Origin of the sequence: Paramaledivibacter caminithermalis DSM 15212, assembly GCF_900142245.1 — a bacterium.
In the GTDB taxonomy this organism is placed as follows: domain Bacteria; phylum Bacillota; class Clostridia; order Peptostreptococcales; family Caminicellaceae; genus Paramaledivibacter; species Paramaledivibacter caminithermalis.
In genome coordinates this window covers 24916-37596 of sequence record NZ_FRAG01000003.1, presented here as the reverse complement: position 1 = coordinate 37596, position 12681 = coordinate 24916, and the positions used below count along the sequence as shown (strand labels likewise).

At 34.1% G+C, this 12681-nt stretch carries 9 protein-coding genes; all 9 read left to right on the top strand.

Features of this window, described 5'->3' with window-relative positions:
- The first annotated feature begins 7 nt into the window (after positions 1-7).
- A complete protein-coding gene (locus BUB36_RS01820; protein ID WP_073146689.1) occupies positions 8-1417 on the top strand; it encodes a S41 family peptidase in 1410 nt (469 codons plus the stop codon).
- Positions 1418-1552: 135 nt separating this feature from the next.
- Positions 1553-1684 (top strand): hypothetical protein, encoded by a 132-nt coding sequence (locus BUB36_RS20325; RefSeq protein ID WP_278247796.1) that lies wholly within the window; start codon positions 1553-1555, stop codon positions 1682-1684.
- Positions 1678-1815: a hypothetical protein gene (locus tag BUB36_RS19970; protein ID WP_207550739.1), complete on the top strand. Its 138-nt coding sequence runs from the start codon at positions 1678-1680 to the stop codon at positions 1813-1815. Before BUB36_RS20325 ends, BUB36_RS19970 begins: the two co-directional genes overlap by 7 nt.
- 165 nt (positions 1816-1980) lie before the next feature.
- Positions 1981-2352, top strand: a complete 372-nt coding sequence (locus BUB36_RS01815) for a four helix bundle protein (protein WP_073146688.1) — start codon at positions 1981-1983, stop codon at positions 2350-2352.
- 111 nt (positions 2353-2463) lie between these two features.
- Positions 2464-4065, top strand: a complete 1602-nt coding sequence (locus BUB36_RS01810; protein ID WP_073146687.1) for a CTP synthase — start codon at positions 2464-2466, stop codon at positions 4063-4065.
- A 485-nt stretch (positions 4066-4550) separates the two neighbouring features.
- Complete coding sequence (locus BUB36_RS01805) at positions 4551-7613, top strand: S-layer homology domain-containing protein (RefSeq protein ID WP_073146686.1); 3063 nt, start codon at positions 4551-4553, stop codon at positions 7611-7613.
- Positions 7614-7696: 83 nt separating this feature from the next.
- Entirely contained in the window at positions 7697-8356 is a 660-nt protein-coding gene (locus BUB36_RS01800) for a hypothetical protein (protein ID WP_073146685.1), read from the top strand.
- Positions 8357-8485: 129 nt separating this feature from the next.
- Positions 8486-11269, top strand: coding sequence for an Ig-like domain-containing protein (locus BUB36_RS01795; protein ID WP_073146684.1), 2784 nt, complete (start codon positions 8486-8488; stop codon positions 11267-11269).
- Between the two features lie 765 nt (positions 11270-12034).
- On the top strand, positions 12035-12463 hold the full coding sequence (locus BUB36_RS01790) for a hypothetical protein (protein ID WP_073146683.1): 429 nt from the start codon (positions 12035-12037) through the stop codon (positions 12461-12463).
- Positions 12464-12681: the final 218 nt, after the last annotated feature.

The window sequence follows — 12681 nt, the reverse complement described above, 5'->3', positions numbered from 1 at the left end:
AAAAACAATGTTTAAAACCACAAGATTCAAAAAACTATCCATAGCACTAATACTAATAGTGACTATGCTATCAACGGGATTTTCATATGCTAAAGAACCAAAGATAGAATTTGAAAGTCTTAAGGAAAGACTAAATTACCTAGGCTCTATGATAAAATACATAGAAAAAAAATATAAGGATGAAGTATCAGAAGAAGAACTGATGAAAGCAGCATATAAGGGATTATTTGATGCATTGGATAGACACAGCACATATTTCAGTCCAGAGGAATATGAAGAATTTGATATAGACAGTTCTGGCATATACGGAGGAATAGGTGTTGTGGTTGGAGTAAGGAATGAAAAAGTCACAATAGTATCACCCATCAAGGGCACTCCTGGGGACAAGGCAGGACTAAAGCCTGGAGATATAATCAAGTATGTGGACGGTGTTGATGTAACGGATTCAAACTTTGAAAGAGTAGTAAAGCTAATGAGGGGAGAACCAGATACAAAAATAAGACTTGGAATAATCAGAGGAAAAAATCCTGAGGTAATATACTTTGATATAACGAGGGATATCATAAAGGTAAACCCTGTTGAATACGAAATTATTGAAAATAACATTGGATATATAAAGATAACAACCTTTAACGAGAATACCAATGAAAATTTTAAAAAGGCATTAGATCAGCTTTTAGCCAAGGATGTAAAAGGATTTATTATTGACCTTAGAAATAATCCAGGAGGACTATTGTCGGAGGTTATTAAGTCTGTAGACTATTTCATTGAAGAAGATTTGCCAATAGTCCATATAAAATACAAGGGTGATAAGAAGGATACCTATATCTCAAGAAAAAAAAGAATAGATAAGCCCCTAGTAGTGCTAGTAAACGAAGGAAGTGCCAGTGCATCTGAAATATTTGCAGGAGCTGTGCAAGACACAAAGTCAGGTATTATAATCGGTACCCAGACCTACGGTAAGGGAACTGTACAGGATGTTATATCCATTACAAATGGAGGGGCAATAAAGCTCACCATAGCCGAATATCTAACTTCTAACGAAAGAAGGATAGACGGTATAGGGCTTACTCCCGATATAGTCATAAAGAACGTAAATGAAGAAGATAAAGGGGATATTTCACCCTTTGCACCTATGATAGAAGACGTAATACCTGCCCTTAATGATAAAGGATTAAATATCTATGGAGCACAGCAAAGACTAAAATACTTGGGATATAATGTAGAAGCCTCTGGAATACTGGATGAAAAGACCCTTGAATCAATAAAAAAATTCCAAAAAGCACAAGGGCTAGATCCAAGGGGCTCATTAGACTATGAAACAAGAAACAAACTAAATGAAAGGATAGTAGAAGTATACTATAATGGTATAGAAGACCTACAGCTTGAAAAAGCCATAGAAACAATTTTAAATTAACCTATTGTGCTAGTTTCTATCACGAGAGTTTTAATATGTTGTATCTATCACATGGATTTTAGCACAAAAAAATTGTTCCATAGCATAATCTATGATATTCTAGATATATAATTTTAGGATTGGAGTTGAGTATCTATGGATGAAAAAATGTTTAATTTAATGGAAAAGATGTATTCCGAAATGCAGGAAATGAAAGAAAATATGGCTACTAAGGAAGACTTAGCAAGAATAGAAGAAAATATGGAAAAAATAGAAAAAATATGGTAAGATTAGAAAATAAAATGGATAACAATCATAAAGCCCTATATGACGGATATAAGCAAAGTATAGAAGGAATTACAGACATAAGACAAAAACTGGACATTATACAAAACCTGCATTTTTCCCTTGACTCCTAAGTTTACTCAGTATATACTATTATAGTTATGAAATAAAAAACAATCAATCCTTAAAAAATACTAAAAAAAGAGCACCCTCTATGGGTGCCCTGCCAATACAGATAAAAAAAACCAAGGTAGGTCACCCCCAGGGGTGACTTCTCACTTTTTTTGGAGGATTGTCCCATGTATAAAACCTTTAACCAAATGCCCATATGGAAACAAGCTATGAATATATCCATGAAAGTATTTAAGCTAAGCGATAAGCTACCTAGAAAAGAAGACTATGGACTAACCTCTCAAGTAAGAAGATCAGCCAACTCAATAGGTGCAAACATCGCAGAAGGCTTTGGAAGAAAACATCTAAAGGATAAAAAGAATTTTTACATTTTTGCTAGAGGCTCAGTAAATGAAACGATTCATCACTTAATATACGGAGTCAACATAGGATACTTTAATGAAGACACAGTAGACAAATTAATACAAGAAATAAAATGTCTAATTTATGAGATCAATAAAGTTGTAAAAACTCTTGAAAATTGGAAACCTAAAATATAATCATTTATTTGACCCTAACCCTTAATTTTGTTCTGAGTCTTAAAAGCTTCGACCCAAACGCTTAATCTTAATCTTAATCTTAATCTCAATCTTAATACTAGGAGGTAATTTATGTCAACCAAATACATCTTCATCACTGGCGGTGTAGTTTCATCCCTTGGAAAAGGAATAACAGCTGCATCTTTAGGACAATTGTTAAAGGCAAGAGGATTAAAAGTAACTATTCAAAAATTTGATCCTTATATCAATGTGGACCCAGGTACTATGAGTCCCTATCAGCACGGAGAAGTTTTTGTAACAGATGACGGAGCTGAAACAGACTTAGACCTTGGTCACTATGAGAGATTTATCGATATCAACCTTAATAAATACAGTAATGTTACCACAGGGAAAATATACTGGTCGGTATTAAATAAAGAGAGAAAAGGAGATTATCTGGGAGCGACGGTACAGGTAATACCCCACATAACAAATGAAATAAAGGACAGAGTATTCAGAGTAAGCCGAGACAGTAATCCCGATGTAGTAATAACAGAGATCGGTGGTACAGTAGGAGACATAGAAAGCCTGCCCTTTTTAGAAGCCATTAGACAGATAAAATACGAGGTTGGTAAAGAAAATATAATGTATATCCACGTTACACTTATACCATACCTATCAAAGGCGGGAGAACTTAAAACCAAGCCTACCCAGCACAGCGTAAAACAGCTTAGAGAAATAGGTATACAGCCCGATGTAATAGTATGCAGAACCGAAAAAAACATAACAGAAGAAATAAAGGACAAGATAGGTCTATTCTGTAATCTTGATCCTAATAATGTAGTTCAAAATCCAGATGCAGATACACTATACGAAGTTCCCTTGATACTAGAGGAGGAAGGCTTGCCTCAATTGGTTTGCAATAGACTTGGGCTTGATTGTGAAAAACCAGACCTAAGGGAGTGGAGAAAAATCGTTGAAATAGAAAAAAATCCTCAAAGTACTGTTAAAATAGCCTTAGTAGGAAAATACGTAGAACTAAAGGATGCTTACCTTTCCGTTGCAGAAGCACTAAAGCATGCAGGAATCGCCAACGAGGCAAAGGTAGAAATCCATTGGGTACACTCAGAGGATCTAAATGATGACAACCTTGAGGAAATATTAATGGGGGCTGATGGAATACTTATTCCTGGTGGCTTTGGTGACAGGGGAGTAGAAGGTAAAATATTAGCTGCAAAATTTGCAAGGGAAAACAAAGTGCCTTTCTTAGGCATATGCCTTGGAATGCAGCTTGCGGTAGTGGAATTCGCACGAAATGTGGCTAATCTAAAGGATGCCCACAGCTCCGAGTTGAATCCAGAAACCACCAATCCAGTTATAGATCTTATGCCAGAGCAAAAGGATATAGAAGATTTGGGGGGTACCATGAGACTAGGTATATATCCATGTAAAATATATGAGGGTACAAAGGCCCATGCTGCATATGGAGAAGACTTGATATATGAAAGACATAGACACAGATACGAATTCAACAATCATTTCAGAGAGGTACTATGTGAAAAAGGTCTCATTATAAGCGGTATATCTCCAGATGAAAGACTTGTTGAAATAGTGGAGCTAAAGGACCATCCATGGTATGTGGCGGGTCAATTCCATCCAGAATTCAAATCAAGACCTACAAGACCCCATCCATTGTTTAGAGATTTTGTTAAAGCTGCCCTTGATAATAAATAGGATATAAGTCATTATATTATAAACAATAGGGACTAAATCTTATAATCAAATAGATTTAGTTCTTTTTTCTTTTTTTGCAGGAATTTTTCATATAACCTAGAATATATATAATCTATGTAGCAGGCTTTGTGGACAGCCTTATAAATCATAGATGTAACCCCTGTGTAACTAATTGTAATATTACTGTAATGGTAATTATACATTATTTAGAGTATAATTATCTATGTAGTTGTCATAGCCTTGACGGATATTATCAGATAAAACAGCTTTAGTATTACAGTTTTATTACATTAAGTCCCATTTGATTGACTCTATAGCTGGTCAAGGTTATAATTTTGCTTAGAATGTGAAGAAAGGCTTAGGATAAGTTTTACTTCGCTTCTATAGAAATTATATCATTCGCCTTGTAGGGGATGGGTGGATTGATAGATTTTATTAACCCCTATAAAAAACAAAAAGAAAATATTAAAGGAGGAAAATGACACATGAGAAAGATACTATCTTTAGTATTAGTACTTTCACTAGTACTTGGAAGCTTTAGTTTTGCTTTTGCTGCTGGAGTAACTTCAGACGTTAAAGACGAAGATGTTAAAGAAGCAGTAGAGAGATTAGCAGCATTTGGTATTGTTAATGGTATGGATGATGGCAAATACCATCCAGAATTAAAAGTTACAAGAGAACAATTTGCTAAATTGGTAGTTGAGGCATTAGGATTAGGTTCTGCTGCTAGAGCTGCAGAAGGAGCTACTCAGTTTACAGATGTAGCAGCTGACAGATGGTCATCTGGATACATTAATGTAGCTGCTGGCGAAGGAATCATAAAGGGAATGGGAGACGGTACTTTTGCTCCAACTGAAGAAGTAACATATGCTCAAGCGGTTACAATGTTAGTTAGAACATTAGGATACAAAGATGAATTCCTTAGAGGACCATGGCCAGGAAACTATGTATCTAAGGCTGCAGAATTAGACATCACTAAAGATGTTAAATTTGCACCATCAGGAACAGCTGATAGAGGTTCAGTTGCTGTAATGCTTGACAACACATTAGATGCTAAGATGATTAAGCAAACAGCTTATGGTGACAGCATCTATGGTAATAAATGGGAAGAAACTGATGTAACTTTATTAGAAGAAAAATTAAACATAACTATTATTGAAGAAGGACAAATCACAGGCGTTGCTAAGATTGATGATGATTTAAAGGAAAATGAAATCACAGTTAAAGACGAAGATAATAAAGAAACTGATTATGAAGTAATTTGCGATGCGAATACTACTAATCTATTAGGATTAGAAGCAGATATCTATTTAAATGATGATGATGAAGTAGTTTATATCGATGTAACAACTGATGAAGAAGATGTTAAAGTTGGTGTTATCACTGAGATTACTAAAGAAGATGATGAAATCACAGAAGTAACAGTTCAGTTTGCTGATGCAGATGATGATGATTTAGAATTATCTAGCAAGATGACACTATACATCAACAATGAAGAAGTTGATGATGCAACTGACGCAGACACTAAAGATGGATTTGATGAAGGATTATATGGTAGATTTATATTAGACGAAGATGATGAAGTTATCTTTGCTGATCTTTACAAATTCAACGATGAAGCTGTAATCGTAAAAGAAATTAACGAAGATAAGAAATATGTAAAAGGTTTAAAAGGAACTGCTGACAACCATAAAGTAGATTTCGATGCTGAAGATGGTTACAAATTATTCTTAGATGGTAAAGAAATTACTTTAGAAGATTTACAAGAAGATGATTTAATATACACTGCAGAAGTTAACGAATTAGATGGTGACACTTTCATTTACGGATTCGTTGTAAGAAACGTAATCGAAGGTAAGCTTGAAAGAATTAAAGATGATGCTGCTAAGATAGATGGCACAGAGTATGATGTAGATGAATTATTTGGTGGAGCAACTTATTCATTAGAAAGTGATAAAGAAGATCCAGAGAAATTCAATGATGCAGAGAAACTTGAAGATGCAGCTAAAGAAACTGTAAAAGCTGTTATTGACATTAAAGGTGAATTAAGACATATCGTTACTGATGTAGAAGAATCTTCTGATACACTTTACGGTATAGTAGTTAAGGATGGATTCTTAAGCAGTGGTGACGATGCAGTTAAGATTTGGACTAAGGAAGATGACGATCAAACTTACAAGTTCGATGATGACTATGATTACAAGACAATCAAAGAAGGAGATATCGTATCTTTCGAATTAACTAAAGATGGCGAAATCGATACTGATGAGTATAAAGTAATTGCTACATTAGACAAAGATTCAAACAAGTATGTTGGTAAAGTTCAATATACTATCGAAGGGTTTGATGATGACAAAGATTACATTGTAGCAGATGGTGATAAGTACTATATCGAAGATGATACTGTTATCATGAGCTTATATGAAGATGAAAATAATGACGAAGTTGATCCTTCAGTTATATCTTGGGAAAATATAGAAGATTCAAATGTTGAAAAAGCTGATGGAAAAACAGTTGTAATAGTAACTGATGAAGATAAAATCAATGCTGAGTTCGTAGTATTCGTTGAAAACTATGACTTAAGTGGAGATGCTACTAGTGCTTACGTTAAAGGTGACCCAGAATATGATGGTGACGATTGGGTAGTAGAAGTTGAATTATTTGACGGAACTGAAAAAACTATGAAGTTAGAAAAGAAAGGTCTTGTTGAAGAAGGTGACTTCATAGTATTTACAACTAACCAAGATGGCGAAATCGAAGACACTGTAGTTAGAGCAGTTTACGATGATAAAGTAGTTAAAACTTCAGCAGTAGCTGATTTAAGCGAAGATTATGAAATGGCTTATGGTAAAGTTGATAAGTTCGAAAATGATGTTATTAAGTTAGACAAAGATGCTTACAACAAAGGTTCTTACAAGTTAACTGATGAAACAGGAGTATATGTATTAACTCTTGAAGATAATAAGTATGATAAAGTTTCTAGAGAAGATTTCTCTGAAATCGAAGAAGATTCATATGTAAGATTAATCATCAATGATGGCGACGTTGAAATGGTTGTTGTTATGGATGAGTATACTCCGGATGAAGATGAAGTAGACAAAGATGTTGAAGCTGTTGAAGAAGCTATCGATGCTTTACCAAATCCTGATGATATTACTTTAGATGATGAAGATGATGTAAAAGCTGCAAGAGAAGCTTATGAAGAATTAACAGCTTCTCAACAAAAAGAAGTTGATTCTGACTTAGTTGAAAAATTAGAAGCTTGCGAAGCTAAGATTGAAAAGTTAAAAGATGTAGAAGAAGATGATACTAAGATTGAAAATGCGGTTGCTAAAAATGCAGCTATCCTTACTTCAGTAACTGGAGATTGTGCTTCTGATGTAGATAAGGTAGAAGTTATCTATAATGGTAAAACAAAAGAAGCTAAAATAGAAAATGGAACATTCTCTTACAATATAGTTCCTATGATTGGTGCTGGTGATGAAGTAGTAATCAAAGGTTATGTTGGAGACGAATTAGTTGATACTGATACAATAACTGCTGAATAATCTAAAGCCAAATATATTATGCAATCCATATGTGTTTATGCATATGGATTGCAATATATCTAAAAGTAAAATAGGATGTGAATATGTTGAAAATATTAAGAAAAATTACTCCTATATTTATGGCTATAGTATTAGTTATGAGTCTAAGTTTGACATCATTTGCTTATGAATATGATGGAGAAGATAAACAAGGGGTTCAGATTGATGATAAGTTTTATTCTTTAGATTATATTCTTACCCATATAAGTGAATTTGGGTCAATAATAGCTAATGCTGGTTTAGATATTATACTTGATGTAAATGGAAAATCAGCGAATCTAGCGGCTTATTTTGCATCTGGTACTGAAGATGATTTCGATACATGGTCTTCAAATCCAGAGAATCAAACAGAGCCAAATCCAAGTATATACATAAATCAAAGTGGAGAAGAAATTTTAATTAATGGAAATCAGGAAGATGACACTAAGATAGAAAATGCAGTTGCTAAAAACGCAGTATTCCTTACTATTATATCTGGAGAATGTGCTTCAGATGTAACTAAGGTAGAAGTTGTTTATGATGGAAAAACAAAAGAAGCTGTAATGGATAATGGAACATTTACTTATAATGTGGTTCCAATGATGCAAAACGGTGATGAAATTGTTGTTAAAGCATATGTAGGAGATGAATTAGTAGATACTGATTTAATAGTTGTTGGTGAAGAAGTTCAGGAAAAAGAATTTAAAGTAATAGATATCTATTAAGTAGAATTTCTTATATATGCTAATAACTACCAGTGAACAAGTTGTTGATTTCTTCTATTTAAACTATTAAAATAAACTTAAGAGAAATTTTTTAAGTTACTGTTACAAAATAATAAGGAGGTAATAGAATTGAAAAAATCTAAGAAAATTATGGCTGTAAGTATGGCTACAGCTATGACATTGTCCTCTATGAGTACAGCTTTTGCTCTTAATGTAGATGGAAAAGATATTTCAGGTGCTCAAATTGGTGATAAGTTTTATTCTTTAGAGTATATTACTCAGCAAACTGATAATTTTGCAGAAATCGTAGCTACTGCTGGTTCAGACATTATACTTGACGTAAATGGAGTATCAGCAAATTTAGGTGCTTTCTTAACATCAGGAACTGATTTAGATTTTGACACGTGGGCTGCAGACCCAGCAAATCAAACACTACCAAATCCAGCAGTTATAGTAAATGGTGATGGAAGTGAAACTCAGATTGTAGAAGAGTTGAGTGTTGAGAGTGTTAGTGCGGTTACTTCTACAGAAATAAAAGTAATTTTTAATAAAGATCTTGTTAATGAAACTGTTAAACCTTCTAACTTTACAATAGTTGAAAAAGATAATGAATATAACGAGCCATACATTGATGCTGTAAAAGTAGCAGGTAATGTTGTTACTATGACATTAGGAGATAGTCTTGCTGATGCTACAACATATGTTGTAACTGTTAATGGAATAGCAGAGGGATCTGTTGAAGTAACATATAATAAAGCTATTCCAGCATCTGTTGTAGTTACTACAGATAAGTTACCTTCATCTGGCTCAGCACAACTTGCAGCAAAAGTTTATGATGCTTCTGGTAACGACGTTACTGGAGACTTCACAGTTAGTTACGAAACTAATCAAACAACTTCTGTTGTTGCTACAGATGGTTCTATAGCTGACGTAACTTATATAGATGGAAACCTTATAGGTAAAGCATATGTTACTAAAGAAGATGGTACTAAAGTTTATTCAACTCAATTTGTATTAGTTGCAGAAGATGTTAAAGCTGTTACTTACGAAGGATTCACAATTGACGCTGATGGTGAAGTAGCTGATTATTCTGCTTTGGCAGCTGATGATATAAAAACTTCTATTAAACTTGATGAAACTACAATGTATTTGTTCCCATTTGTAAAAGATCAGTTTGATGGACAGTATGGTACTAATGTAACAAGTGATGGATATTTCACTTTTGAATCTAAGAATCCAACTGTTTTAGTTATAAATGAAACAAATGGTGCATTAACTCCTGTTGCAGAAGGAACAGCTACAATAGTTATTTCAGATACGAATAGCGACTTTAAAAAGAGCATTGCTGTAGAAGTAAAAGCAGCAGCTAAAGCTACAACTATTGAAGTTGCTGAAACAAGTATATCTATCTCGGATTCAGCACCTAATAAGGCTGTGAAGGTTACAGTAAAAGACCAATATGGAGATGCTGTAGTAGGAGCTACTGTTGCAGTAGCAATAGATGAAGAAGATGGAAACGATATCGTTGATGCAACAATGAGTGGAGAGACAGATGCTGATGGAGAAGCTACACTGACAATAGATCCAAAAGCTAAAGGAACTGAAACTATTGTTCTATCAAATGGTACAGGTGATGATAAAATAGAAACTTCTATAAGTGTAGAAGTACTTGAGGCAGGAACTGTTGTTACAGGATATGTAATAGAAAATTCTGCTGATGACAATGTATTGGATGTTGCAGATGCAACTGACAATCAATTGACATTGACACTATATCCAGTAGATGCAGATGGCAACATAGCTGGTGATTCAGTAGATGCAGATTGGACATTTAAAGATGCAGATGATACTACTATAGTAAATGGCGATAATAATGCAGGAGTAGTTGACTGGGCAGAAACTAGTAAGGTAGTTACAGTAGATGCTAATGAAAAAGGAACTGTAACTGCAACTGCAAAAGTTGGTACTCTAGAAGTTGCCACTTTTGATATAACAGTTGTTGACAGTACCCCACAATTAGGTTCTGTATCATTAACTAAAAATACATTAGCATTAAATGAAAGTGATTCTAATGCACTTACAGCTGTGCTTGAAAACATTGTTGGAAAAGACACAGAAGGTAATCCTTATGATAAAGATAATGATGGAACAGCTGATGTTCTAGATGATGCTGAAATAGCAGCTATCTACAGTTCAAATACTGGTGTTATCTCCAGTGATACCAATCTTGATGGTAGTGGCGATGCGTTAACTATTAATGCAGCAGGTACAACTACTTTAACAATTACTTTTGAAGATGTATTGAATATTGATCCGATATCTGTAAAAGTTAATGTAGCTGATGATGTTGCACCAACAACTCAAGATTCAGTATTTGCCTCAGCGCAAGTTGTAAAGGGTGGCGCAACTGTAACATTAAATCAAGCTCCAGCTGATGGAAATACAGCTTGGTTTGCACCGGCGGGAACTACAACATTCACTGAAGGTGCTACAATGACTAAGTTAGTAGGAGATGGAACTGCAACTGATATTACTTCACCAGCTACTGAAGGAACTTACAAATTATTTGTTGTAGATACAGCTGGTAACATTTCAACAGCTTCTACTGCTACATTAACAGTTGACGATACTGCACCAACTGCTGCAATTAATACAGAAAGTGCTACAGCAATAGCTATTGATATTACTGATAGCTCTGATGTTACAACTACATTAGATTCTCAAACTATTCAAAAAGAGGCTGTATCTATAAATGCACAAAATGCTTCTAGTGTAGATTTTGCAATTACTAGTGCTAGTGGAGGATTAGTAAGTGGAGATACATTTACATTTACTATTACAGATGAAGCAGGAAACTCTAACACTTATGATGCAACTTATGATGGAACTAACTGGAGTATTGCTGTTCAATAGTAACCAAAAGCAACGGAGCTAGGCACGAAGAACACAAGGGGAAGAACACAAGGGGACGGTTCCTCTGTGTCGCAAGACACCTCACAGGTAGAAATACTTGTGGGGTGTTTTTTTCATTCCTCCCCTTTGAAGAACACAAGGGGAACACAAGGGGACGGTTCCTCTGTGTCGCAAGACACCTCACAGGGGAACACAAGGGGACGGTTCTTTTGTGTCGGTCTATATATGTATCATTTTCCCTATCCTCTCTTTTTTATTCTTAGGTGGGGGGATTAGAACATATTCAAAATATTTTAGATTAACTAATTTTTGGAAATTATTGTATAGTTTAATGTTCCTTTGGTTATATCTTATTTCTTAATATTTTCTTACAATTTACAAAAATTCATATTTCTACATTTTTTTTAATTATTATATGATAATATATAGTCAGAGGGCATTCTATAAAAACATCACAAAAGAACCGTCTCCTATGGCTCTAACAATTAGGTAGTGTCAAAAGAATTATGAAAAAAATATTCTGAAAATTTATTATTTCTGCCTGTAATAGAGAATTATAATTTGCTTATAAAATCTTTGTAAAGGTTGAAGTGAACAGTCTTTCAGCCTGACCTTGACAAAGATTTCAACACAAATATTTAAGCAATTACCAGGCAGAAAGGCAAAGTATAGGGGGGTAAAGCCTAAACCCTTGTAGATACTAAATTTGCATATGTTTTTGACAAAAACTTTTGACAATACCAACAATTAAAGGAGGGTAAAAAAATGAAAAAGTTTTTAGTGTGTTTTTGTGTGATTTGTATGATATTTTCAATGGGAACAGTTGCATTTGCTTTTTCGGGTGAAATTATAGTTGAAAGTGAATCAAATGATAGCATTAGTGAGGCTAATAATGTTCAAATAATGTCTAGTAAATCATACCATGTAGTTGGAGTAGTTAGCAAAGATGATAAAGAAGATTGGTTTAAAGTTAATCCAATTAAAACTGGAGAAGGATTTTTTAATCTTGATGAAGGTGCTGGTATAGATTGTAGCATTTATCTTTATGATGAGAATGGAAGGTTAATAGCTTCAGGAAGAAGAGACATAGATCACATATATATAAGTTCAAATTCAGTATATTATGTAAAAGTAAAGTATGATAGTGGGGCTTCCAAAAACGAGCCATATAAACTTCAAATTACTGTTATTTAGTGGGACAAAAGGGGACGGTTCCTCTGTGTCGCAGAACACCTCATAGGTAGAAATACTTGTGAGGTGTTTTTTTCATTTTTCCCCTTCTTTTCCCTTTGAGGTATTGTCAAAGATTTAAGAATAATCTTTAACTTAACCCATTGATTTTACTTAAAATTTATATCAAAACCTTGCCACCCCCTTAAAAACGGGTATAATTTTGTTAGTTGCACTTAGCA

Coding starts and splice junctions, on each gene's coding strand:
- BUB36_RS19970 (WP_207550739.1), top strand. CDS start 1,678: ATGGTAAGATTAGAAAATAAAATGGATAACAATCATAAAGCCCTATAT.
- BUB36_RS20325 (WP_278247796.1), top strand. CDS start 1,553: ATGGATGAAAAAATGTTTAATTTAATGGAAAAGATGTATTCCGAAATG.
- BUB36_RS01790 (WP_073146683.1), top strand. CDS start 12,035: ATGAAAAAGTTTTTAGTGTGTTTTTGTGTGATTTGTATGATATTTTCA.
- BUB36_RS01810 (WP_073146687.1), top strand. CDS start 2,464: ATGTCAACCAAATACATCTTCATCACTGGCGGTGTAGTTTCATCCCTT.
- BUB36_RS01820 (WP_073146689.1), top strand. CDS start 8: ATGTTTAAAACCACAAGATTCAAAAAACTATCCATAGCACTAATACTA.
- BUB36_RS01800 (WP_073146685.1), top strand. CDS start 7,697: ATGTTGAAAATATTAAGAAAAATTACTCCTATATTTATGGCTATAGTA.
- BUB36_RS01815 (WP_073146688.1), top strand. CDS start 1,981: ATGTATAAAACCTTTAACCAAATGCCCATATGGAAACAAGCTATGAAT.
- BUB36_RS01805 (WP_073146686.1), top strand. CDS start 4,551: ATGAGAAAGATACTATCTTTAGTATTAGTACTTTCACTAGTACTTGGA.